25 protein-coding genes and 1 pseudogene are annotated in these 26276 nt (G+C 25.0%); 9 read left to right on the top strand and 17 right to left on the bottom strand.

Annotation, left to right across the window (positions count from 1 at the left end; genetic code table 11):
* Entirely contained in the window at window positions 1-855 is an 855-nt protein-coding gene (gene lipA, locus H0H59_RS00825) for a lipoyl synthase (protein ID WP_185862275.1), read from the bottom strand.
* Between the two features lie 85 nt (window positions 856-940).
* On the opposite strand from lipA, the gene H0H59_RS00830 reads away from it, so the two are divergent.
* From H0H59_RS00830 to H0H59_RS00840, 3 genes are read left to right on the top strand one after another with little or no spacing between them, the layout of a single operon-like run.
* Entirely contained in the window at window positions 941-2044 is a 1104-nt protein-coding gene (locus H0H59_RS00830) for a Nif3-like dinuclear metal center hexameric protein (protein WP_185862276.1), read from the top strand.
* 1 nt (window position 2045) lies between these two features.
* Window positions 2046-2843 (top strand): zinc ribbon domain-containing protein, encoded by a 798-nt coding sequence (locus tag H0H59_RS00835; RefSeq protein ID WP_185862277.1) that lies wholly within the window; start codon window positions 2046-2048, stop codon window positions 2841-2843.
* Window positions 2844-2850: 7 nt separating this feature from the next.
* On the top strand, window positions 2851-3420 hold the full coding sequence (locus H0H59_RS00840; RefSeq protein WP_185862278.1) for a thioredoxin family protein: 570 nt from the start codon (window positions 2851-2853) through the stop codon (window positions 3418-3420).
* On the opposite strand, the gene H0H59_RS00845 is transcribed toward H0H59_RS00840, so the two are convergent.
* From H0H59_RS00845 to H0H59_RS00860, 4 genes and pseudogenes are all read right to left on the bottom strand, one after another.
* Window positions 3392-4393: a DHH family phosphoesterase gene (locus H0H59_RS00845; RefSeq protein ID WP_185862279.1), complete on the bottom strand. Its 1002-nt coding sequence runs from the start codon at window positions 4391-4393 to the stop codon at window positions 3392-3394. The genes H0H59_RS00840 and H0H59_RS00845 overlap by 29 nt on opposite strands.
* Before the next feature lie 7 nt (window positions 4394-4400).
* Window positions 4401-5818: pseudogene (locus H0H59_RS00850) on the bottom strand (CCA tRNA nucleotidyltransferase).
* 4 nt (window positions 5819-5822) lie between these two features.
* Window positions 5823-6401, bottom strand: coding sequence for an L-threonylcarbamoyladenylate synthase (locus tag H0H59_RS00855; protein ID WP_185862280.1), 579 nt, complete (start codon window positions 6399-6401; stop codon window positions 5823-5825).
* Window positions 6402-7217, bottom strand: coding sequence for a 2,3,4,5-tetrahydropyridine-2,6-dicarboxylate N-succinyltransferase (locus tag H0H59_RS00860; protein ID WP_185862281.1), 816 nt, complete (start codon window positions 7215-7217; stop codon window positions 6402-6404).
* Between the two features lie 70 nt (window positions 7218-7287).
* On the opposite strand from H0H59_RS00860, the gene ruvX reads away from it, so the two are divergent.
* Together ruvX and def are read left to right on the top strand one after the other, a co-directional pair.
* Window positions 7288-7716 (top strand): Holliday junction resolvase RuvX, encoded by a 429-nt coding sequence (gene ruvX, locus H0H59_RS00865; RefSeq protein WP_185862282.1) that lies wholly within the window; start codon window positions 7288-7290, stop codon window positions 7714-7716.
* Window positions 7716-8243, top strand: a complete 528-nt coding sequence (def, locus tag H0H59_RS00870) for a peptide deformylase (RefSeq protein ID WP_185862283.1) — start codon at window positions 7716-7718, stop codon at window positions 8241-8243. Before ruvX ends, def begins: the two co-directional genes overlap by 1 nt.
* Here the strand turns inward: def and rplT are convergent.
* The 11 genes from rplT to H0H59_RS00925 form a co-directional block, all read right to left on the bottom strand.
* Window positions 8238-8585, bottom strand: a complete 348-nt coding sequence (gene rplT, locus H0H59_RS00875) for a 50S ribosomal protein L20 (protein WP_185862284.1) — start codon at window positions 8583-8585, stop codon at window positions 8238-8240. The two genes, def and rplT, sit on opposite strands and share 6 nt — an antisense overlap.
* A gap of 6 nt (window positions 8586-8591) precedes the next feature.
* Window positions 8592-8780, bottom strand: coding sequence for a 50S ribosomal protein L35 (gene rpmI, locus H0H59_RS00880; protein WP_185862285.1), 189 nt, complete (start codon window positions 8778-8780; stop codon window positions 8592-8594).
* A 7-nt stretch (window positions 8781-8787) separates the two neighbouring features.
* On the bottom strand, window positions 8788-9321 hold the full coding sequence (gene infC / locus H0H59_RS00885) for a translation initiation factor IF-3 (protein WP_238785036.1): 534 nt from the start codon (window positions 9319-9321) through the stop codon (window positions 8788-8790).
* A gap of 53 nt (window positions 9322-9374) precedes the next feature.
* On the bottom strand, window positions 9375-10646 hold the full coding sequence (thrS, locus tag H0H59_RS00890; RefSeq protein WP_185862286.1) for a threonine--tRNA ligase: 1272 nt from the start codon (window positions 10644-10646) through the stop codon (window positions 9375-9377).
* Between the two features lie 10 nt (window positions 10647-10656).
* Window positions 10657-11412 (bottom strand): MIP/aquaporin family protein, encoded by a 756-nt coding sequence (locus H0H59_RS00895; protein WP_185862287.1) that lies wholly within the window; start codon window positions 11410-11412, stop codon window positions 10657-10659.
* A gap of 60 nt (window positions 11413-11472) precedes the next feature.
* Complete coding sequence (glpK, locus tag H0H59_RS00900) at window positions 11473-12969, bottom strand: glycerol kinase GlpK (RefSeq protein ID WP_185862288.1); 1497 nt, start codon at window positions 12967-12969, stop codon at window positions 11473-11475.
* A gap of 24 nt (window positions 12970-12993) precedes the next feature.
* Window positions 12994-14589 carry a glycerol-3-phosphate dehydrogenase/oxidase gene (locus tag H0H59_RS00905; RefSeq protein WP_238785031.1) on the bottom strand — a complete coding sequence of 532 codons (1596 nt, stop codon included), beginning with the start codon at window positions 14587-14589 and terminating at the stop codon, window positions 12994-12996.
* Between the two features lie 104 nt (window positions 14590-14693).
* Complete coding sequence (gene ffh / locus H0H59_RS00910) at window positions 14694-16031, bottom strand: signal recognition particle protein (protein WP_185862290.1); 1338 nt, start codon at window positions 16029-16031, stop codon at window positions 14694-14696.
* Between the two features lie 18 nt (window positions 16032-16049).
* Window positions 16050-17789, bottom strand: a complete 1740-nt coding sequence (argS, locus tag H0H59_RS00915) for an arginine--tRNA ligase (RefSeq protein WP_185862291.1) — start codon at window positions 17787-17789, stop codon at window positions 16050-16052.
* Window positions 17790-17799: 10 nt separating this feature from the next.
* A complete protein-coding gene (locus H0H59_RS00920; protein WP_185862292.1) occupies window positions 17800-18864 on the bottom strand; it encodes a branched-chain amino acid aminotransferase in 1065 nt (354 codons plus the stop codon).
* Window positions 18865-18922: 58 nt separating this feature from the next.
* Window positions 18923-21382, bottom strand: coding sequence for an alpha-ketoacid dehydrogenase subunit alpha/beta (locus tag H0H59_RS00925; protein ID WP_185862293.1), 2460 nt, complete (start codon window positions 21380-21382; stop codon window positions 18923-18925).
* A gap of 91 nt (window positions 21383-21473) precedes the next feature.
* Between H0H59_RS00925 and ndk the strand changes: the two genes are divergently transcribed.
* From ndk to H0H59_RS00940, 3 genes are read left to right on the top strand one after another with little or no spacing between them, the layout of a single operon-like run.
* Window positions 21474-21917, top strand: coding sequence for a nucleoside-diphosphate kinase (ndk, locus tag H0H59_RS00930; protein WP_185862294.1), 444 nt, complete (start codon window positions 21474-21476; stop codon window positions 21915-21917).
* Between the two features lie 26 nt (window positions 21918-21943).
* On the top strand, window positions 21944-22549 hold the full coding sequence (locus H0H59_RS00935) for a LemA family protein (protein ID WP_185862295.1): 606 nt from the start codon (window positions 21944-21946) through the stop codon (window positions 22547-22549).
* Window positions 22550-22591: 42 nt separating this feature from the next.
* Complete coding sequence (locus H0H59_RS00940; RefSeq protein WP_185862296.1) at window positions 22592-23305, top strand: TPM domain-containing protein; 714 nt, start codon at window positions 22592-22594, stop codon at window positions 23303-23305.
* A 3-nt stretch (window positions 23306-23308) separates the two neighbouring features.
* Here the strand turns inward: H0H59_RS00940 and H0H59_RS00945 are convergent, their stop codons facing one another.
* Window positions 23309-25960, bottom strand: a complete 2652-nt coding sequence (locus H0H59_RS00945) for a valine--tRNA ligase (RefSeq protein ID WP_185862297.1) — start codon at window positions 25958-25960, stop codon at window positions 23309-23311.
* A gap of 30 nt (window positions 25961-25990) precedes the next feature.
* On the opposite strand from H0H59_RS00945, the gene H0H59_RS03085 reads away from it, so the two are divergent.
* Complete coding sequence (locus H0H59_RS03085; RefSeq protein WP_262887140.1) at window positions 25991-26251, top strand: dihydrofolate reductase; 261 nt, start codon at window positions 25991-25993, stop codon at window positions 26249-26251.
* Window positions 26252-26276: the final 25 nt, after the last annotated feature.

A 26276-nucleotide genomic window follows, 5' to 3' on the forward strand; every position in this document is an offset into this window, starting at 1 on the left:
TTATTTTACATGTTTTTCTGCATGATAAGAAGACCGTACCAATGGACCACTTTCTACATATTTAAATCCCATTTCTAATCCTATTTTTTTCAATTCTTTGAATTGTTTTGGAGAAATAAAAAAACGAACAGGATAGTGTTTAAAAGAAGGTTGTAAATATTGACCCATTGTAAAAATATCTACTTTAGCTTTTCTTATATCTTTCATTGTTTTTATAATTTCTTCTTTTGTTTCTCCTAATCCTAACATTATTCCTGTTTTTGTACGAATATTTTTATTTTTTTCTTTTATATATTGCAGAACTGCAAGACTACGATCATATTTAGCTTGAATACGAATTTTTTTTGTTAATCTAGAAACCGTTTCCAAATTATGAGAAATAACTTCTGGTTGTATATTGATTATTTTATCTATTATTTTTTTATTTCCTTTAAAATCAGGTATTAAAGATTCAATTGTAATATATGGATTTAAACATCGTATTTTTTGTATAGTTTGAACCCATATAGAAGATCCCATATCCTTTAAATCATCTCTATTGACAGAAGTTAATACAGCATGTTTTATTTTCAATATTTTTATAGATTCTGCCACTTTTTTTGGTTCTTCCCTATCAATTTCTTCAGGACGTCCTGTTTTTACTCCACAAAATCTACAAGATCTAGTACAAATATTTCCCAATATCATAAAAGTAGCTACTCCTTTTTCCCAACATTCTCCTATATTAGGACAACTGGCACTTTGGCAAATTGTATTCAATTGATGCGAAGAAACTAATTTTTGTAAATTATGATAATTTTTTCCCATTGGTAATTTTACTTTTATCCAACTTGGTTTTTTTTTAATAATATTCATAATTATTTTTTTATTTTATTTATACAATAATATTATAAATAATAAATTTTTTTTAATAAATTTGTTTTTTTACATTGTTTTTTTTATGGAAGTTTTCGTAAAAGATATAGCTGATAAATTAGAAAATTTAGCACCTATAGAATATGCAGATTCCTATGATAATGTTGGATTGATAGTGGGATTTTTACATCAAAAAGTAAAAAATATACTGATTACTTTAGATCTCACTGAAGAGGTTTTTTATGAATCTATAAATAAAAAATGCAATCTTATTGTATCCTTTCATCCTATTATTTATAAATCTATAAAAAATATAACTGGAAAAACATTTTCAGAAAGAATTATCATTTCTGCTTTGAAACATGATATCTCTATTTATGTTATTCACACAAATTTAGACTTAATATGGGAAGGAACTTCTTCTTATATATCTAAAATTTTGAATATAAAAAGAAAAAAAGTTCTTTTACCAAAAAAAGGAACAATAAAAAAAATGATAACTTATGTTCCAATTCATTATGCTAATAAAGTAAGAAATTCTTTATTTGAAGCAGGTGCAGGAAATATTTCTAATTATAGTCATTGTAGTTATAATTTTGATGGATTTGGAAGTTATATGGGAAATAAAAAAACTAAACCTTTTTCTGGAAAAAAAGAAGTTTTTAATATGGAAAAAGAAACTTGCATTAGTGTTCTTTTTCCTTCTTACAAATTAAATATCATAAAAGAAGCTCTTTTTAAGAGTCATCCTTATGAAGAAGTAGCTTACGAAATTTACAATATTGAAAATATAAATCATCGTATAGGAATAGGGTTTATAGGAAATTTATTGGAAAAAATGAATGAATATGATTTTCTTCTTTTATTAAAAGAAAGAATGAATTTTTCTTTCATTCGGCATTCTCCTTTTACAAAAAAAGAAATTAGAAGAGTAACTATGATTCCAGGGTCAGGACGTTTTGGAATAGAGGCTGCTATAAAAGAAAAAGCTGACGTTTTTATATCCTCTGATTTAAAATATCATGATTTTTTTAAATCTGAAAAAAAAATATTAATAGTAGATGTAGGACATTATGAATCTGAAAAATTATCTAAAAATTTACTGAAATCTTTTTTATATAAAAATTTTACCTCTATTTCTATTTATGAATCAAAAATTAATACGAATCCAGTTAAATATTTTTATTAAAATGGGACATAATAAAATACCAAAATATGCTATCACTGTCATAGATAAATTAAGAGTTTTATATAATATTCAATTAATAGATACTCGTATAGATGAAATACGAAAATTTCGTAAAAACATACCTATAGAAGTAAAAAATTTAGAAGAAGAACTATTTCAAATGAAAAAAAAGTTAGAAAATATTAATGAAGAAATTCTTTATTTAAAAGATAATATAGATAAACAAAATAAAAATATTAAATATTCAGATATTTTGATAAAAAAATACGAAAAACAAAAGAATAATGTAAAAAATAATAAAGAATTATATTCTATTGATAAAGAAATTGATTATCAAAAACTAGAGATTCAATTATTTAAAAAAAGAATCAAGGAATTTAATATTAAAATTAATAAAAAAGAAGATATTTTAGAAAAAAAAGAAGATATATTAAAAAATAAAGAAGAACATCTTTTTCACAAAAAAAAAGAATTAAATAAAATTTTATTTGAAAACGATAAAGAGGAAAAAATTCTTTTACAAGAATCCTTATCTTTTTCTAAAAAAGTTGATAATAAATTGTTGAAAACTTATAAAAAAATAAGAAATGGAGTGAAGAATGGAGTAGCAGTTGCTCCAGTACAAAGGGGGGCTCCATTGGGGTCTTATCTAGCAATTACACCTCAAAAATATTCTGAACTTATACAAAGAAATAAACTTTTAATAGATGAACATAGTGGAAGAATATTGATAGATTCTGAATTAGCTGAGGAAGAGAAAAAAAATTTTTTGTTTCTTGTTATAAAAAAAAAAAAATAAGTTGATTATGGTACGAACCTATTCTTCTAGTGAAATTAAAATTAAAATAAAAAATTTTGAATTATTAGAAGTTTCTTCAGGAAAAAAAAATTTTTTGAAAAATTTTTTTTCAGATACAGCAACTGTAATTATGTTCATATGCAATCACTGTCCGTATGTAAAACACATTAATGCAGAATTAGTTCGTTTAGCTAACGATTTTTTATCAAAAGGTATTTCTTTTTTAGCTATAAATTCTAATGACGCAAAAAAGTATCCAGAGGATTCTCCGAAAAATATGAAAAAAGTATATCATAAGTTCAATTTTCCTTTCCCTTATTTTTTTGATGAAACACAAGAAGTAGCAAAATATTATAGAGCAAAATGTACTCCTGAATTTTTTATTTTTTCCGGAAAAGGAAATTTATGTTATCATGGGCAACTAGATGATTCTAGGCCTGGAAATAAAATTCCAGTAACAGGAAATGATGTAAGAAATGTATTGAAAAATATTTTGAAAAAAATAAAAATACAACATACGATAGTAAAACCAAGCTACGGATGTAATATCAAATGGAAAGATTTTTATGATAACTAGGAATTATATTTAAAAAATATTCAATGGATTCATATAAACTTTTTTCTAATATCCCTCCTGCTGCATTTTTGTGTCCTCCTCCTCCAAAATGCTTTCTTGCAAACATATTTACATCAAAATCACCTTTTGAACGAAAAGAAATTTTAATTGGATATTTTTTTTTTTCTTCAAAAAAGAAAACGGATAAAACAATATTTTTTATTCCTAATCCATAGTTAATAATTCCTTCTGTATCTCCTTTTTTGTAGGAATATAATTTTGTATCTGAAGCATTTATGCTTGTATAAGCTGTACGGTATTTTTTTATTACTTTTAATTTTTTTAATGCTTGAGATAATAATTTTAATCTATATTCATTGTATGAATATTGTAAATGATCATAAATATTCTCTATATCAATTCCTTTTTCTATTAATTTACCGGCAATAAAATGAGTTTCCGAAGTAACGGAAGGAAAACGAAAAAAACCTGTATCAGTCATCAACCCAACATATAAACATGTAGCTATTTCTTTATCTATTTTAGATAAATTATTCATATCAGATATAAATCTAAAAACCAAAATACTAGTAGCTGCTACTGTTGAATCTGAAAACATAAAATCAAAAAAAAATGGAAAAGGATGATGATCTATTAATATTTTTTTAGCTTTTGAATATAAAAAAAATTCTTTTATATTTTTTATCCTTGATAAATTATTGAAATCTATAAAAAAAACATAATCAGAATTTACAATTTTTTTCTTTATTAAAGATTTAGTTTTTTCTGAAAAAACAAGAATATCCTTAATACCTGGAAGCCATTGAAAATATTCAGAATATTCTGTTGGAGATATTAAATAAACATCATGTTTTAGTTTTCTAAAATAAAATAAAAGAGCTAAAGAAGATCCTAAAGCATCTCCATCTGGATTATTATGTGGTAATAATACTATTTTTTTTTTCTTTATTCCACTAATACTAGAAAATAACATATATATTTTATTTTTTTTTCAATCCTAATTCTTCTCCTTTTTTTAACATAAGAAAATAAGCAGAATGAAATTCATTGGATATTTTTCCTTCTAAAATAGAATCCTTAATAAAATTTTTTATAATTCCTATTTTTTTACATGGTTCAATATGAAAAGTATTCATGATATCATTTCCTGATATAGGGGATTTCCATTTTATAATATTATCTCTTTCTTCTAATTTTTTTATTCTTTCCATAAGAATATAAATATTTCTTTTATACTGATTTTTTTTTTTACATTATTAGTAGTAATATCTGCTATACTTAATTTCATTAAGTCTTCTATATCTTCCCCCATATCAAATAATAATCTACGTATAGCAGAATCTCTAGTGCTATTTCCTATTAACGCAATAGGTCTATAACTGTGTTGAATCATTTTTTTTACATATTTCATAGTAATTCCTTTTGGAAGTTTTAAACGTTTAAATATATTCTCTACCATTTTATAACCTACAAATTCATGAGAATGAAAAGACCAACCAATTTTTGGTAAAAATTTTTTTGTATAGGCTTTTCCTATATCGTGAAGTAACGCGGCCCATCTTAACCAAAGAGAATTATTTTTTTCTTTACTGATATTATCTACTACTTGCAAAGTATGGTAAAAATTATCCTTGTGTTTATATCCATTTTTTTCTTCTATTCCTTTTAAACAAATTAATTCCGGTAATATAATTGATAATAATCCAGATTTACATAATAACAACAATCCTATAGAAGGTTTTTTAGATAATAGAATTTTATTGAACTCTTCTATAATTCTTTCTGTAGAAACAATATTTATTCTATTTTTATTTTTTTGAATAGATTTGAATGAATATTCTTCAATAATAAATTTTAGTTGAGTAGCAAATCGTATAGCTCGCATCATTCGTAGTGGATCATCTGAATAAGTAATATCTGAATTTAATGGAGTTCTTAATATTTTTTTTTTCAAATCTTCCAATCCTCCAAATGGATCTATCAATTTTCCATAATCATTACGGTTTAAACTAATAGCTAAAGTATTTATTGTAAAATCTCTTCTATTTTGATCATCTTGTAATGAACCAAATTCTATAAAAGGATTTCTACTAGAAAAATGATACGATTCTTTTCTGGAACCCACAAATTCTATTTTTTGATTATCATATTCTAACATAGCAGTTCCAAAACGTTTAAATATCTTTATTTTCGTATAAGTTTTTACGTATTTAGAAACTTCTTTAGCTAATTTTTCACCCTCTCCTATAGTCAAAATATCTAAGTCTTTTGGTTTTATATTTCCTAATAAAAAATCTCTAACATAACCTCCTACGACATAGCTATCCTGTTTTATTTTTTGAGCAGAAAGGCTAATTATATGAAATATTTTTTGATGAAGAGCAGATGATAAATTCATGTAATTATATACGTAATATTTTTATTTTATTTGAAACAATTTTTATAATAGAAGAACTACTATAATGAGCTTTTTCTTTTCTTCTAAAATCCACAACATAATCTATTTTTTTTAAAATAGAAGGACTTATTTCAGAAAAAGATTTAGGAGTGGACCCACCGGACAAATTAGCAGAAGTAGAAATAATAGGTCTATCCAAATTTTTAATCAAACAAGTACAAAATATATCATTCGTTAAACGAATGGCTAAAGTATTATCTTTGCTAAATAAATGAGATGCTATTTTATAAACATTATCGTATACTATAGTAATGGGTTTTTTTTTATTTACAATATTATCAAATATAATTTTTTTAGTAAAATCAGAAATTTTTCCTACTAATTGATGTAACCGATCTATACTTTCTACTAAAAGAATCATAGATTTAGAAATATTTCTATTCTTTATTCTATATATTTTTTTTATCGCCTGTATATTTAACGCGTCACAACCTATTCCCCACACAGTATCTGTAGGATATAATAAACTTTTTCCTTTTTTTAAAATATTTACACTTTTTTCTATTTCTTCGTTAAAAGACATTTAAATTCCTAAATTATGAGTTCTCAATGCTTCATTTAAAGAAGTTTTTTTATCTGTGCTTTCTTTTCTTTTTCCTATAATCATAGCACATGGAACATAGTATGTTCCTGAAGGAAATTTTTTTGGGTAAGATCCTGGGATTACTACAGAATATTTAGGAACAAATTTATTCATCTCAATCGGCTTATCTTTAGTTACATCAAAAATTTTAGTAGAAGATGTTAAAACAACATTTGCTCCTAATACAGCTCCTTTTTCTATAATAACTCCTTCAACTAAAATACATCTAGATCCAATAAAAACATCATCTTCAATAACTACAGGATTAGCTTGCAAAGGCTCTAAAACACCTCCTATTCCAACACCACCACTTATATGTACACGCTTACCAATTTGTGCACAACTACCCACTGTAGCCCATGTATCAACCATCGTTTTTTCTCCTATATATGCACCAATATTTACGTAAGAAGGCATAAGAATTACTCCAGGTGATATATATGAACCATAACGCGCTATTGCATGAGGAACTACACGAATTCCCTTTTCTTTGAATTTATTTTTTATAGGTATTTTATCATAGTATTCAAATGGGCCCAATTCTATTTTATTCATTTTTTTTACATAAAAAAACATTAAAATAGCTTTTTTTACCCATTCATTTACTACCCACTTTTTATTTAATAAATAAGAGACTCTTAGTAATCCTTTTTCTAAATGATCGATAACCTTAATAACTATATTTTTTATATTTTTATTATCCCATCCCTTTTTTTCATTCCAAGCTTTTTCTATTTCTAATTTTAGTTTGTTCATTTTTATAAAAAAAATTAATAAAAAACAAAAGTAAATAAAATAATATAACAAGTATATATTTGTTATAATAATGTCAAAAATATTGGGAATAGATTATGGAAAAGTGATTACAGGTTTATCTATAACAGATGCAAAGCAGATATTCGCATTTGGATTAGATGCTGTTCTTACTAAAAAATTAATGAATTTTTTAGAATTGTTTTTATCTCATGAACATATAAAAACAATAGTCATTGGATTACCAAAAAAATTAAATAATAAAAAAGAGGTTTTAATAGAAACAGAGATTCAGAAATTTATAAATATATTTCGCATAAAATATCCTAAAATTATTATAGAAAGATTAGACGAACGTTTTACATCTAAAATGGCTTTTCATACAATGATACAATTAGGGTTAAAAAAAAAAAAAAGAAGAAAAAAAATCATTTTAAACAAAATTAGTGCTACAATCATTTTACAGTCTTATCTTATAAAAAAAGAAAAAAAAATTAATTAATGATATTACCTATAGTTCTTTATGGAAATCCTATTTTAAGAAAAAAATGTTTAGATATAAATTTTTCTTATAGAAAAGAAAAAACAAATAAATTGATAAAAGATATGTTTGAAACAATACACAAAGTAAAAGGAATAGGATTGGCTGCTCCTCAAATTGGAAAAAATATACGACTTTTTATAGTTGAAACTCCTTATTTAAACGGAAAAGATATTATAAGTAATTATAAAGAAGTTTTTATTAATGCTAAAATGTTAAAAATTTATGGAAAAGAGTATTCCTTAAATGAAGGATGCCTTAGCATTCCTGGAGTGATGGGATATGTAAAAAGAAAATCTCATGTATTGATTGAATATTATGATCATCATTTTAAAAAACAAAAAAAAATATTGAATGGGATATGTGCAAGAGTTGTTCTACATGAATATGATCATATTGAAGGAAAACTTTTTATAGATTATTTTTCTTACATAAAAAAAAATGATATAAAAAAATTGATAAGTTTATCAGAAAGTAATTACTTATGAATAAACATCATCCACTATTTTTTTAAAAGCATTAGGCTCATTCATAGAAATATCTGAAAGAATTTTCCTATTTATTTGAATTTTTTTATCGTATAACTTTTTAATAAATTTAGAGTATGATTTTCCATACTTACGTATTCCAGCATTAATACGTTTAATCCAAAGAGATCTAAAATTTCTTTTCTTTTTTTTTCTTCCTGAGAATGCATAAAAAAAAGATTTATCTACAGCATTTTTGGCTACTGTATAAACTTTACTCCTTGATCCATAAAAACCTTTTGCTAATTTTAGTATTTTTTTTCGTCTTCGTCTAGAAGAAACTGCATTAGTAGATCTTGGCATAATTTTTTATATTTGCTTTTTAATATTTTTTTGATTTGATTTATGGAGTATAGTTAGTTTGGAAAGATTCCGTTTTCTTTTTTTTGATTTTTTAGTTAAAAGATGATTTTTAAACGCATGTTTTTTTTTTATATAGCCATTAGCTGTTTTTTTAAATCTTTTTTTTGATCCTGATTTTGTTTTTAATTTTGGCATGATATGGTTAAAACTTTTTTGGGGCTAATATCATATACATTCTTTTACCTTCCATTACTGGCATTTGTTCTACTTTTCCATATTCCTCTATTTCTTCTGCAAATTTTAACAATTTTATTTTACCTTGATCCTTGTACACAATAGAACGACCTTTAAAAAAAACAAATACTTTTACTTTGTCTCCACGCATTAAAAATTTTTCAGCACTTTTTATCTTAACTTTTCCATCATGATCCCCTATTTGTGGACCAAATCGTATTTCTTTAGTACTTACTTTAACTTGTTTTGCTTTAAATTGTTTTTTTCTTTTTTTTTGTTCGTATAAAAATTTTTTATAATCCAATATTTTACATACTGGAGGTTTAAGTTTAGGATTAATTTCAACTAAATCTAGTTCTCTTTCTCTAGAAAATTTTAAAGCTTCTTGTATAGAGTATACTCCATTTTCTATAGAAGAATCCCCAACTAAACGAACTGTATGTGAATCAATACTTTCATTAATACGATGTTCTTCTTTTTTTTGTGGGAATGGACGGAAAATTCTCTTTTTTTTATTTCCTCTTGAAAATTTTTTTTTTATAATAATTTTATAATTTAATTTTTTAAATTTGTTTCATGAAAAATAGTTTCTATTCCATTAGAAATAGAAAACATTCCTACATGCCCTAATCCATGACGTCGTAATGAAATCATTTCATTTTTTTCCTCTTTTTCTCCCAAAATAATCATATAAGGAATTTTACTATCTTCAGAATCTCTAATTTTTTTATTAATTTTCTCATTTCTTACATCAAGAAAGACACGAATATCATAATTAAGCATTAAATTTAAAATTTTTTTTGCATAAATTATATATTTTTCACTTATAGGAAGTATAACTGCTTGATTAGGAGACAACCATAATGGAATATTTCCTTTTGTATGTTCTATCATAATGGCTATAAGACGTTCCAATGAACCAAAAGGGGCTCTATGTATCATGACTGGACGACGTTTTTCATTGTTTTTTCCTTTATAATATAAATCGAATCTTTCTGGTAGATTATAATCTACTTGAATTGTTCCAAGTTGCCAATTTCTTCCTAAGGAATCTTTAATAAGAAAATCTAATTTTGGACCATAAAAAGAAGCTTCTCCATAATTAATAGACGCTTTTATTTTTTCTTCTTTTACTGCTTTTAGTATAGCTTTTTCTGCTTTTTCCCAATTTATTTTTGATCCTAGATAGTCATCTATTTTATTTGGATCTCTAAAAGAGATTCTAATTGTATATTTTAAGAAACCTAAACTACGAAAAACATAAAAAACTAAATTAATTACTTTTTTAAATTCTTCTAATAATTGATCATAAGTACAAAAAATATGTGCATCATCTTGAGTAAAACATCTAACCCTAGTCAACCCATGAAGTTCACCACTTTGTTCATAACGATATACTGTTCCAAATTCTGCAAAACGTTTAGGAAGATCACGATAAGACCATTCCTGAGAACGATAAACCTCACAATGATGAGGACAATTCATAGGTTTTAATAAAAATTCTTCTTCTTTACGAGTAGTATGAATAGGTTTAAAATTATCTTTTCCATATTTACTCCAATGACCACTTCTAACATATAATTTTTTATGACCAATGTGTGGCGTAACAACCATTTCATATCCTGATTTTTTTTGAACATCAGTCAAAAAATCTTCTAAATTTTTTCTTAATATTGTTCCTCTAGGTAACCATAAAGGTAATCCACTCCCTACTCTATCAGAAAAAATAAAAAATTTTAATTTTTTACCTATTAGTCTATGATCTGTATTCGTATTTTTGTTTACTGATTTATATTCATCTTTATTATCTTTATTTTTATTTTCCATGAAAGAAAAGTTACAAGTTTTTTGACAAAAATAAATATAATGTTGCAGCTATTACACTTCCTACAATAGGACCTAATACAGGAATGAAAGCATAATCCCAGTTACTTTTTCCTTTTCCATAAATTGGAATGATTGAATGTATAATTCTTGGACCTAGATCACGAGTAGGATTAATGGCAGGACCAGTGGTACCTCCTAAAGATAAAACAATTCCTAACACGACTAAAGCAGTAGGAAATGCTTCTAATGATCCCAAACCTATAGTATATTTTTTTCCTAAAAAAAGGGTTCCTTCTGTTGTTAAATAGAAAGAAATAAATATGAAAAAAAAGGTAGCCAATACTTCATTTAAAAAATTCAAAAATAAATTTTTTATAGAAGGAATAGTTACAAAAACAGATAGTTTATCTTCTTTTTTTTCCGTTTTCAAAAAATGATCTTTGTAATAAATCCATACTAATAAAGATCCTAACATCGCTCCAATCAATTGAGAAAAAATGTATAAGGGGACCATTTCCCAATTTAATTTTCCAATTATGGCAAAACTTATTGTTACACAAGGATTCAAGTGAGCTCCACTATAAGGAGCAGAAACGATTATTCCCATAAAAACAGCAAAAGCCCATCCCATAGCAATCGTAAGCCATTCTCCATTTTTACTGTTATTATTACCCTTTGTTTTGGACAAAATAACGTTTGCTACCACTCCATTTCCTAAAAATACAAAAATCATGGTTCCTATGATTTCTGCGAATATTTTTTCCATTTTATTTTTTTTATTGACTAGACCATTTATTTTTTTTATTGACTAGACCATTTATTTTTTTTATTGACTAGACCATGAACGAGTTGTTTTAATTGCTTTTTCCCAACCTTGAATTCTTTCTAAACGACTAGACATCCCTTTTGGCTCAAAGACTTGTTCTAATTGCCACTTATCTTGAAGATCTTCAATACTTGTCCAATAATTAACTGCTAATCCAGCTAAATAAGCCGCTCCAGCCGCTGTTAGTTCAGAAATTTTGGATTTAACTACTTTTACATTTAAAATATCAGATTGAAATTGCATTAACAATTTATTTACAGTAGCGCCTCCATCTACACGAAGTTCTTTTATGGAAATACCAGAATCCGCTTCCATAGCTTTTAGAACATCCATATTTTGAAAGGCAATGCTCTCTAACGCCGCTCTAACAAAATGAGCGGAAGATGTTCCTCTTGTAATTCCAACAATAGTTCCTCTAGCTTTTTGATCCCAATAAGGAGCTCCTAATCCGGAAAAAGCTGGTACCATATATAGACCTTCTGTATTTTCCACTGAAGAAGCTAGTGTTTCTGCTTCATTTGAAGATAAAAGAAGACCCAATCCATCTCTTAGCCATTGTACTACAGCCCCTGCAATAAAAACACTACCTTCCAATGCATATTGAACTTGATTTTTTATCTTCCAAGCAACAGTAGTTATTAAATTGTTTTGAGAAAAAACAGGATATTTTCCAACATTCATTAACATAAAACAACCTGTACCATAAGTATTTTTAACCATTCCAATTTTAGTGCACATTTGACCAAAAAGAGCTGCTTGTTGATCTCCAGCAATACCAGATATTGGTATTTTATGGAAAAGAATATGTCCTGTTGTATAACCAAAAATTTCACTAGATGATTTTACTTCTGGAAGCATTGTTATTGGAATATCAAATAAATCAATCAACTCTTTATCCCAACTAAGGGTATGAATATTAAAAAGCATAGTACGAGAAGCATTTGTAACATCTGTAACATGAATTTTTTTACCGGTTAAATTCCATATTAACCATGAATCTATAGTCCCAAATGCTAAAGATCCAGAATAAGCTTTTTTTCTAGCTCCTGGAATATTATCCAATATCCATTTAATTTTGGTAGCAGAAAAATAAGGATCAATAATTAACCCAGTTTTTTTTCTAATTATTTCAGTTAATCCTTCTTTTTTTATTTGATCACAATATTTAGATGTCCGTCTATCTTGCCAAACTATTGCATTAAAAATAGGTTCTCCCGTTTTTTTATCCCATACTACCGTAGTTTCTCTTTGATTGGTAATTCCTATTGAAACAATATTCTCTCCTTCTAGATTCGCTTTTAAAATTGCTTCTAAAGCAACTGAAGCTTGCGTAGACCATATTTCTTCTGCATTATGTTCCACCCATCCAGGATAAGGGTAAATTTGTGTGAATTCTCTTTGAGCCACTGAAATGATATTTCCAATTTTATCAAAAATAATAGCTCTAGAACTAGTAGTTCCTTGATCTAATGATAACACATATTTTTTCATATTCATAAGATATTACAACGTTTATCTATATCAACCTCCTGGATAATAATATCGCATAGCTAACTCTTTAAAAGCAGATATTTGTGATTTTTCCCATTTCTCATCTCTAGAAAGTTCTTTAGCCATTAATGCTGCTATTTTTGGTGCTATACATATTGCTTTTCTAGCATTTAAAAATAATAAACGTAATCTTCTTGCTAAAACGTCTTCAATTGTTCTAGCCATTTCATAACGAACCATCCATATTACTTCTTCTTCAGAATAATAAGAAGTTTCTTTAGCAATCAAAGGAATACCTAATAAGGGATTTTTATCAATTAATTTTTTTATATGATATTCATTTTTTACATATTTTTTACAATGAAAATTGTAATTTTTATCTGAAATATTATATCCATAAATTCTAAGATTTTTTGTTTTAGAAGGTATTTTATTTAATTTTCCTATTTCTATAGCTTTATTAACAGCATCTTCAGCCATTTTTCTATATGTAGTCCATTTTCCCCCTATAATACTTATTAATCCAGAAGAACTAATCATAAGTTTATGGTATCTAGAAATATCTTTAGTTTTAGTAGTAGTAGAATTATGAGATAAAAAAAGAGGACGCAATCCAGAAAAAGCACTTAATATATCTCTTTTCTTTGGATTGAAAATAAAATATTTATTAAAAGTTTGTAAAATAAAATCTATTTCTTCCTCTAAAGGGGTCGGTTCAAGAACACTTTTTTCTAAAAAAGTATCCGTAGTTCCTACTAAAACATGATTATACCATGGGATACAAAATAGAATTCTTCCATCCGAAGTTTTTGGAATTACTATGGCATTTTTACTGCTAAAAAAGGATTTATTTAATACAATATGTGAACCTTGGCTAGGTTTTATCAATATGGGAGATGCTTCTTCATCCATTTTAAAAATGGAATCAGAAAAAACTCCAGTCGCATTGATAACAATTTTTGAAAAAATAGAATATTTTTTTTTAGTTTCAATATCATAACCTACAACTCCAGATATTCTATTACCAACTTTTTTTATAAAACTTTTAACTTGAAAATAGTTTAATAAAACTCCACCTTGTTGAACACAAGTTTGAGCTAAATTTATAGCCAAACGAGCATCATCAAATTGACCGTCATAGTATAAAATACCTCCTTTTAATTTATTAGTATTAATTTCAGGAAATTGTTTAATTATTTCATTTTTAGATAAAAATTCTGTTTTTCCAAAACTAAATGAACCAGATAGCCATTCATATAATTTTAATCCAGTCCAATACAAAAACGCCATTTTCCAACTAAAAATAGGAATAATAAATTTTTGTTTTTTTACTAAATGAGGAGCATTTTTAAACAAAAAACCTCTTTCTTGTAAAGCTTCATAAACTAATTTAATATTTCCTTGAGCCAAATATCTTATTCCTCCGTGAACTAATTTTGTACTTCTGCTAGAAGTCCCTTTTGAAAAATCAGATTGTTCTAAAAGAAGAGTTTTATATCCTCTAGAAGCCGAATCTAAAGCAATTCCTAATCCTGTAGCTCCTCCTCCAATAATGATAATATCCCAAATACTTACATCCTCTAAACTTTTCAAAAAGCTATCTCTATTTAAATAATCTTTCATCATGTTACACTCATATAAAATTACAAACGTAATATTCCTTATATATTGAAAATATTTAAAAGCAAAATTAAAAATATTTTCAATAAAAGTTAAAATTATACACTATTTTACTTATTCATCATTTTAGATATAAAATCTTTTATAATTTTTTTCCCTGAATGAGTCGCATTCATTTTTTTCATAATTTTATTGATATCATCAAATTGTTTTAAAAAAATATCTATATGATTCAATGTAATTCCAGAACCTTTGGATATCCTTTTCTTTCTTTTTATATCAGAAAGTATTTTTGGATTATTTCTTTCTTCAGGAGTCATAGAATGAATAATAGACTCCATTTTTTTTAAAGAATCTTTTTGATTAACAGAATAAAAAGATTCTTTAATTCCAGGAATCATGGAAATAATATTTTTTATATTTCCTATTTTTTGAATTTGTTTAATTTGCTCTAAAAAATCATTAAAATTAAAACGATTTTTTGAAATTTTATGATATATTTTTTTGGTTTTTTTTTCGTCAAATTTTTCTTGTATTTTTTCTACCAAAGAAACTATATCTCCCATTCCTAATATTCGATTAGCTATTCTATCTGGATGAAAAACCTCCATGTCTTCTATTTTTTCTCCATTACTAATAAATTTAATAGGTTTTTCCACTACACTAGATATAGTTATAGCAGCTCCTCCTCTGCTATCTCCATCTAATTTTGTCATTACAATTCCATCAAAATTCAATATCTTTGAAAAAGATTTAGCAGTATTTATAGCATCTTGTCCTGTCATTGCATCTACAACAAATAAAGTTTCATCTGGATGTATATGGGTATAAATTTTTTTAATTTCTTCCATCATCATTTCATCAATAGCTAATCTTCCAGCTGTATCAACAATAATCACATTTTTATTTTTTTTATTAGCATAAAGAATAGATTTATCTAATATTTCTATAATATTTTTACTTTCTTTCAAATAAAAAACTGGAATATTTACTTTTTCTGCAATAAATTTTAGTTGATCTATAGCTGCAGGACGATGAATATCAGCAGCAACTAATAAAGGATCTTTATTTTTTTTTTTTAAAAAAAAAGCAAGTTTAGAAGAAAAAGAAGTTTTTCCACTTCCCTGCAATCCAAAAATAAGAATTATGGAAGGATTTTTAGAAATATTTATTTCTATATTTTTTTTACCCATGAGAGTAACTAATTCATCATATACTATTTTTATGATTAGTTGTTTTGGGTTTAAAGAACTAAGTACTTTTTTCCCAATAGATTTTTCTTTTACTCTATGAATAAATTTTCTAGCTATTTTATAATTAACATCTGCATCAATAAGAGCTCTGCTAATTTCTTTCAGAGAAGATGCAATATTAATTTCTGTAATTTTATTGTGCCCTTTTAAAATATGAAGAGCTTTATAGAATTTATTTTGTAAATGTTCAAACATAATAAGTGTACATTTTTTTTACATACGATCTAGCATTTTTATGCCTAATAAATTCATTCCAGATTTTAAAACATTTCCTGTAACATGAATAATATTCATGCGAATATTAGTATAAATAACATTTAAAGGATCTATTAATTTTTTATTTTGATAGAGATGATTAAAAGTTTTAGATACTTCATAAACATAATTTGCAACTAAAGAAGGATTTAAATTTAAAGCTGATTTTTTTAATATAAATGGATAAATTTGAAGAATTTTAATCATATTTTTTTCATATATATCAAATTGTATATTTGACCAACAAGAATTTAGCAATGAACACAAATTAAAAAAATTTCGTTCCAAAGAACGAATTCTGGAATAAGTATATTGAATATATGTTCCTGTTTTTCCCTTAAAATCTATAGATTTTTCTGGATAAAAAATGATTTTTTTCCTTGGATCTATTTTAAGAAAATGATATTTTAAAGCTCCTACTCCTATAATTTCAGAAGATTTATCTTGTTTTTTATTATATTTTTTTAAAAATTTTGTTTTAGCAACAGAAAACATTTCTAAAATAAGGCTATCTGCATCTATGACATTTCCTTCTCTAGATTTCATTATTCCACTTGGCAAATATACCATTTCATAAGATAAATGGGATAATTTATTTACCCATAAAAATCCTAAATGTTTTAATATACTAAAAAGAACTTGAAAATGATAATCTTGTTCTTTTCCTACAATATAGATTAACCGATCTATTTTATATTTTCTAAAACGTTCTACCGCAGTTCCAATATCCTGTGTTATGTATACGGAAGTTTGATCAGATCTTAATAAAAGTTTTTCTTCAAAACCTTCTTTAATTAAATCAATCCAAATTGATCCATCTTTTTTTTGAAAAAAAATTCCTTTTTTTAGACCTTCTTTTACAATTTTTTTTCCAATTCTATAAACATTACTTTCATACTCTACTTTATCAAAAGTGATTCCCAATTTTTTATAAGTTTCTTCAAATCCATTATAAACCCATTGATTCATTTCTTTCCAAATTTTTCTAGTTATGGGATCTCCACATTCCCATTTTTTTAATAATTCTCTAGCTTGATTCAAAATTGAATTTTTATTTTTTTTGGATAAGTTTTTAACTTCTTCATTATAAATTTTATCAAACAAACTATAATATTTTCCAACAAAATGATCTCCTTTCATTTTAACAAAATCAGGAGTTTCCCCTTTTCCAAATTTTTTCCAAGCTATCATAGATTTGCATATATGTATTCCTCTATCATTAATTATTTGAATTTTTATAATTTTATGTCCAACCATTTTTAATATTTCAGCAATAGAGGCCCCAATAAGACTATTCCTTACATGTCCCAAGTGAAGAGGTTTATTTGTATTAGGAGAAGAATATTCTATCATAATTCTTTTAGAAGAAAATTTAAAATTATAAAAATTTGTATTTAACATTCTTTTAAGAAGATGAATATAATAGCTTTCTTTAAAAAGAAAATTTAAAAAACCTTCAATAATAGAAAATTGAATTAATCCTTTTAATTGATTTTGTACATAATTTCCTATATTTTTTCCTATTTCTTCTACGTTTTTTTTTAATTTTTTAGATAAAGGAAATAAAATTAAAGTAATATCTCCTGTATATTCTTTTTTTGTATATTTAAAATCCAATTCAGGACAAGGTTCTAGATTATATAAAACAGATATTGATTTTTTTGTTATTTCCTCTATAGATTGAAAATGATCATTCATAGAAGATTTTTTAAAAGTATCTTTTTAATTGTACTCTCCATCCAAAAGGATCTTTTGATAAATTATGTTGTATATTTAATAAACTTTTCTTCAAATGAATAGATATCCTTTGTTCTTCCGGGATATTTGGTAAATAAAAATTATTTTTTTTATAACTAATTATTTCAAAATAATTTATAACGGCAGCTGTACCACAACCAAATGCTTCTTTCAATTCCCCTGTTTCTAACCCTTCTATTATTTCTGAAACACTTAAATTTCGTTCTTCTACAGAAAATCCTTCGTTTTTAGCTAAAGAAAAAATACTTTTACAAGTTATTCCACTTAATATATTATCATTAGCTTTTGGAGTTACAAGTTTATTTTTTAACCAAAAAAAAACATTCATTGTCCCTGATTCTTCTATTATTGTATGAGTGGATGAATCAGTCCATAATATTTGATCATATCCTTCTTCATTTGCTAATCTAGTAGGATAAAAAGAAGAAGCATAATTTCCAGCCGCTTTAGTAAATCCAACTCCTCCTGACGCAGAACGACTATATTTTTCTTCTATTTTAATTTTTAAAGGATGTTTATAATAGGCATCATCTGCAGGAGTTGATATAATTATAAACATATAATCTTTAGAAGGTTTTGCCGATAAAATACCATTAGTAGCAATTAAAAAAGGACGAATATATAAAGATTGTCCATAATTTTTTGGTACCCAGTTCCTATCTATATCTATTAATTTATTCAATCCATTCATAAAAATATTTTCTGGTATAGTGGGCATTTCTAAACGCTTAGCAGATCTATTTATTCTTTTTAAATTTTCTTTTGGACGAAATAAGAAAACTTCCTCGTTTTTATCTTTATAAGCTTTCATTCCTTCAAAAACAGCTTGTCCATAATGAAAAACAGGAGATATAGGAGAAAACATTATATTTCCAAAAGGTTTAATGATAGAATTTTTCCATGTTTTATTTATATATTCAGAACAAAACATATGATCTGCACATTGTTTTCCAAAGGAAATATTGTTAAAATCCATTTTTTTAATCCTAGATTGTAAGGTTTTTTCTATTCTCATAAAGTTAAAAAAATTAGTAAAAACAAAAATAAATAATTATTAATAAAACACTAATTTTCTAATTATCATGCATTATTTTTAATACTTTTTCCACAATATTTTCAATAGAAGGTTTTGAAAAATAATCTCCATCAGATCCATAAGGAGGACGATGTTCTTTAGACGTAATAGTAACAGGGGGACTATCTAAATAATAATATCCATTTTGTTCTTCTAATATTTTTTGTAAAATATAAGCAGATGCACCACCTGGTACATCTTCATCTATAATTAATAGTCTATTGGTTTTTTGTAAACTTTTAACTATGTCTTTTTGTAAATCAAAAGGTAATAAAGATTGAATATCAATTATTTCAGAATCTATATTAATTTTGTACAATTCTTCTGCTGCTTTATTTACAATTCTCCATGTAGAACCATAAGTAACCATGGTAATATCTTTTCCTTTTCTCGTTCTTTCCACTATTCCAATAGGTGTTCTGAAAAAACCTAAATTTTTTGGTAGTTTTTCTTTTATTCTATATCCATTAAGGCACTCAATAACCAAAGCAGGATCATCTCCAGATAACAAAGTATTATAAAATCCAGCAGCTTTTACCATATTTCTTGGAACAAGCACTAAAACTCCTCTTAAATAATTAATAATTCCACCCATAGGAGAACCAGAATGCCATATTCCTTCTAAACGATGGCCTCTAGTTCTAATAATAACAGGAGCTTTTTGTCCTCCTTTTGTTCTATATTGTAAACAAGCAAGATCATCACTCATGATTTGTAAAGCATATAGAATATAATCTATATATTGAATTTCAACTATAGGACGAAGTCCACGCATAGCAAGACCTATTCCTTGTCCTAAAATAGTAGATTCACGTATACCAGTATCAAAAATTCTTATTTTTCCATATTTTTTTTGTAATCCTTCTAAACCTTGATTAACATCTCCTATTTTCCCAACATCTTCTCCAAATATTAAAAGATCAGGATATAATTCTAACAATTTATCAAAATTATCTCTTAATACAATTCGTCCATCTACTTTAAAATTATTATTGTATATAGGAAAAACTTCTGTTATTTTTATAGATGCTTTTTCAGAAATACTATATAAATGTGAAGAATAATTTTCTTGTTCTTTATTATATTTTTTTTTTATCCATTCTATAAGACAATACTTTGAATCTGATTCTATTTCATATAGTAGGTATAAAACTTTTCGTACAATACAAAATATTGATTTTTTTGCAGTTAAATTTTGATTAATATTATGCAATTTTTTAATATATTTTTTTACATATTTATTAATCCATTTTTTATTTGAATGATAAAAAGTTTTTTGCATTTTTTTTAAAATACTAATAGCTTCATTTTTTATTTTAAAAATAGGTTTTTGAAATGCTTCCCAAGCTTTTATTTGTTCATTTTTAACATATTCTTTAGCTTCTAAATCTATTTTATCTAAATAATAAACATTTGCTATTTTCTGAATTTTTTTTTTATTTGTATTGAATTTAAAATTCAAAATCCAATCTCTAAATTTATTTATTCCATCATTATTCATTTCCCATTTTAAACGTTTTTTTGATTTATATCTTTCATGTGAAGAGGAAGTAGAATGTCCTTGTGGTTGAGTTAAATTAGTAACATGTATTATAACTGGTACATGTTCATAACGAGCTATTTTATCTGCTTTTACATATGTCTTGTTGAGATCCATGTAATTGGATCCATTAACTCTAATAATTTCTATTCCTTTTTCTTTTTTATTTCTGTGAAATCCATATAAAATATCACTAATATTTTTTTTAGAAAATTGGTATTTATTAGGAACAGATATCCCATATTCGTCATCCCAAATAGAAAGTATAATTGGTATTTGTAATACGGAAGCGGCATTCAAAGTTTCCCAAAATAATCCTTCAGAAATACTCGCATTTCCAATAGTCCCAAATGCAACTTCATTTCCATTATGAGAAAACTTTTTATGTGTTTCTTTTAAATTTTTCAATTCCTTATAAATTTTTGAAGCTTGAGCTAATCCTAGTAATCTAGGCATTTGTGACGCTGTAGAAGAAATATCCGCACTAGAATTTTTTTTTTGAATAAGATTTTTCCAACTTCCATCATAATTAAGAAAACGTGTTCCAAAATGAGCCGTCATCATTCTACCAGCCGAAACAGGTTCATATTCTAAATCAGAATGTGCATATAATTGCGAAAAAAAATTTTTTACAGTTAAAGCTCCAATAGCCATCATAAAAGTTTGATCTCGATAATATCCAGATCTAAAATCTCCATTTTTAAAAACTTTTGCCATAGCTAATTGAGGAATTTCCTTCCCATCACCAAATATCCCAAACTTAGCTTTTCCATTTAAAACTTCTTTACGACCTAAAAGACTGGTTTCACGACTAATTCTTGCTAATTTATAATCATTTAGAACCATTTTTCTAAATGAATCAAAATCAAAATAGGATTCTTCATCATCATTAGATTTTTGATTATTATTGTAATTCATAAATTCTATTTTTTTTAGATGAAAATACAGGAATTTCCATTTATGAATTTCTTTCTTTAATTTTATACATTATTCAATATGAATATAAACTATGATTTATCATATGTTTGAAAAAGGAAAAATAACTTTTTCTATTATAAAACCAGATGCGATAAAAAAAGGATATATGGTTCCTATTTTAGGTAAAATAGTTAATGCAGGATTTTACATAATGGCACTTAAAATTACAGAAATTTCTAAAAAATCAGCCATAATATTTTACAAAAAACATAAAGAGAAATATTTTTTTGATTCTTTGGTAAAATTTATGTCTTCTGGACCAATAGTATCCATAGTATTAGAAAAAAAAAATGCGGTAAAAGACTTTAGAATCTTAATAGGAGACACAAATCCAATCAATGCTAAAAAAGGAACTATACGAAGTTTATATGCTACCTCTTTAGAAAAAAATGCTATACATGGTTCCGATAGTAATAAAAATGCTTTTCAAGAATGTCAATTTTTTTTTTCTAATAGAGAAATTTTTGTAAAATAACATTGTTAAAATAATTCATTTTTTTTATGAAAAAAAAATTTTTGATAATTATTTCCTCTATTTTTATTTTCATATTTTTAATTGTATTTAGTATAACTAATATATATAACAATCTAGTGCAATTGAACGAAAATATTAAAACACAATGGGGACAAGTAGAAAATGTTTATCAACGTAGAGCTGATTTAATTCCAAATTTGATAAATACAGTTAAAGGATCTGCTAATTTTGAAAAAAATACATTAAATCAAATAATAGAAGCAAGATCAAAAGCTACTTCAATTTCGATTAATCCAAATAATTTGAATCAAAATCAAATAGAAAAATTTCAAAAAGCACAAGAAAATTTAAATAATTTTGTAAACAGATTACTTTTAATTGTGGAAAATTATCCTAATTTAAAATCTACACAAAACTTTTATGAGCTACAAAATCAATTAGAAGGGACAGAAAATCGTATTAATGTAGAAAGAAATCGTTTCAATGATCAAGTTAATTATTTTAATATTTATAGAAATAAATTCCCAAAAATTATCATTGCAAACTTTTTTTATAAATTTCAAGAAAAAGGATATTTTAAATCTAAAATAGGATCAGAAAAATCTCCTACTGTTGATTTTTCCAATTCATGATAGAAACTTTATAAAGTATAAAGAGAGTATTAAAAAAAAATAATGAAAAAAGTTATTCAATTTATTATTTTAACTTTTTTTTTACCCTATTTAGCAATAGGACAATTTAATATCCCTATAGCTCCAAAAAAAATATATCCTGTTCAGGATTATGCAGGAGTTTTGTCTAAAATACAAATAGATAAATTAAATAAAAAACTTATTCAATACTCTAAAATAACATCAACAGAAATTTTAGTTTGCATTATTAAGGATCTTCATGGAGAAGATTCAAATTTTTTAGCTTATAAATGGGGAGAAAAATGGAAAATTGGAAGTATACATAAAAATAATGGAATTATTCTATTACTATCCATAAATAATAGAAAAATATCTATTCAAAATGGTTATGGGATAGAACCTTATATGACCGATTTTTTAACTATAAAAATTATAAATAAAATAAAACCTATATTAAAAAATGGTCTTTATTATCAAGCTATAGATTCTAGTATTCAAGAAATATTTAAAATTTTAAAAAAAAAATTTCAAAAAAAACATATTAAAAAGGTTTTTTCTATATGGAATTTTTTTATTTATATGAGTATTTTTTTTATTTTATTTATTTTTTTTTATAAAAAACACTCATACTCATTATTAAATACATTAATTTTTACAAATTTTATATTTAGAAATAATAATGAAAATGAAGATAATTTTGACGGATTTGGAGAAGGAGGAAATTTTGGAGGAGGAGGAGCTAGCGATAATTGGTAATTTTTATATATTATTTTTTAAATATTCTAAATATTCTTTAAACTGGGAAATTTTTATTAATGTATCACTTTCTTTTTTCTTTTCCTTTAAAAGAAGGTTATTTGGAACCGAATTAACATATTTATCATTAGATAAATTTTTTCTTATTATAGATAATAAATTAGAAAAATATTGAATTTTTTTTTCAATATTCATTATATCTATATGACTAACATGATATTCTTTATCTAAGGATAAAAAAAATTGATCTGAACCTAAAAAAAAAGAAAAAAATGGTATATTTTTAGGTTTTTTTATAACAGTAACTATTTTATCTAAATTAGCTAATTTTAATATAATAGAATCATATCCTTTTTTTTCTTCTTTTCTTACATAAAATAATACAAGACTTTTTTTAAAAGGAATATTACTTTTATTTCTTATATTACGTATTTTAGATATAATTTTAATGACTTTTTCGAAAGAAACTAAAATATCATAGTCATAGGATTTTTTTTTAGGCCAAGAAGAAATAATTAAAGCTTCTTTTGGTTTTCTTTTTTTTATAAGATTCCAAATTTCTTCTGATAAAAATGGCATATATGGATGTAATAATTTTAACATTTTCTCAAAAAACTTAATAGTGTTTAAATACACCATTTTTGGTATGCATTTATTTACAGAAATAGGTTTAATAATTTCAAGAAAACAAGAACAATAATCATACCATATAAATTTATATAAAATCATTAATGATTCATCCAATTTATATTTTTTAAAATTTTTTTCAAACATTTCTAAAACATAATAAAAACGATTTTTTAACCAAATAACAGCAATTTGATAATATTCAGGTATATATTTATTATTTTCTTCTATTTTCCAACTTTGTATTAAACGAAAAGCGTTCCATATTTTATTAGAAAAATTTCTTCCTTGAATACATATTTTTTCATCAAAATGAAAATCTTTTCCTGCACTAGTATGAGACATAAGTCCCATACGAACAGCATCTGCTCCAAATCGTTTAATTAAATCTATAGTATTCGGAGAATTATTTAATGATTTTGATATTTTTTTATTTTTAGAATCTCTAATAATTCCAGTAAAAAAAACCTTTTTAAAGGGTATTTTTTTTTGAAAAAACAAACCAGACATTATCATCCGTGCTACCCAAAAAAATAAAATATCTGAACCTGTAACTATATCTTCAGTAGGATAATAATAACAAATTTCATGATTATGAGGATAACGAATCCCATTGAAGACAGACAAGGGTAATAACCAAGAAGAAAACCAGGTATCTAAAACATCTGTATCTTGCCATATTTTATCATAACTTAAACATGTATTTTTAGTTTTATATTTTGCTTTTTTTAATGCTTCTTCTAAATTTTCTGCAACTACAAAATCATTAGTTTTTTTCCCGTAATAAAAAACAGGAAGACGATGTCCCCACCATAATTGTCTAGAAATATTCCAATCACGAATTTTATTCATCCATTGAAAATAAATTTTTTTAAATTTTTTTGGATAAAATTTTATATTTCCATTTTTTACGGCTTCAATAGCAGGAATGGCCATATCTTTCATTTTTAAAAACCATTGAAGAGATAATTTTTTTTCTACTACTGAGAAAGTACGTTCCGAAAAACCTATTGTATGATTACATTTTTCTATATTTTCTATAGCTCCTAATTGATTCAATTCCTCAATAATTTTTTTTCTTACATAAAAACGATCCATTCCTTTATAATGAAGGGCTTTTTCATTTAAAGTCGCATCTTCATTAAAAATATCAATTATGTCTAATTTGTGTTTATCTGCTATATTTTTATCGTATAGATCATGAGCTGGAGTTATTTTTAAACATCCTGTACCAAAATTTTTATCTACATATGAATCCTGTATAATAGGAATATATCTATTTATAATTGGAATTTTAGCATATTTACCTTTTAAATGATAATAACGGGCATCATCTGGATGAAAACAAAGAGCCGTATCACCAAATATAGTTTCTGGACGAGTTGTAGCTACAATAGTATAATTATTTTCTCCTTTAATTTTATATTTCAAATAATAAAGTTTTCCAATACGTTCTTTATAAATAACTTCTTCATCAGAAATAGTGGTTTTAGCTTCTGGATCCCAATTAACAACATCATACCCTCTATATATATATCCCCTTTCATACAAATCTATAAAAATTTTTATAACAGATTTGGATAATATTGGATTCATCGTAAATTGAGTACGATCCCAATCACAAGAACATCCCAATTTTTTTAATTGATCAAAAATAATATTTTTATGTTTTTTATACCATTCTAAAACATGATCCAAAAATTTTTTTCTTCCTAAAAAATTTTTGGATAATCCTTGTTTTTTTAGTTGATCAACTACTTTCGCTTCTGTAGCAATAGATGCATGATCTGTCCCTGGAATCCAACAAACATTATATCCTTTCATTCTAGCACGTCTAATCAAAACATCCTGGATTGTATTATTAAGAAAATGTCCTATGTGTAGAACCCCAGTAATATTTGGAGGTGGCATAATAATAGTATAAGGAATTCTATCATCTGGATTAGATGAAAAATAATTTTGTTTCATCCAATAATGATATCTTTTTTCTTCTACAGATTTTGGATCATATTTAACTGAAATATCCATATATTTAAAAATATAAAAAAAATTGAAATCATGATGAAAATAATATTAATAGCTGCTGTTTCTAAAAATGGATTTATAGGAAAAAAAAATAAATTAATGTGGCATTTACCTAATGATTTAAAACGTTTTAAAAATTTAACTATTGGAGAACCAGTTCTTATGGGAAGAAAAACTTTCGAATCTATTGGAAAAATACTTCCAAAAAGAAAAAATATTATACTTACAAAAAGTAAAATGAATTACTTTAAAAAAAAAACAATATTCAAATCGTTTCTTCTGTTAAACAGATAGATCATTTTTCATATAAAAAAATATT

It is taken from the genome of Blattabacterium cuenoti (genome assembly GCF_014251715.1).
In the GTDB taxonomy this organism is placed as follows: Bacteria; Bacteroidota; Bacteroidia; order Flavobacteriales; family Blattabacteriaceae; genus Blattabacterium; species Blattabacterium cuenoti_M.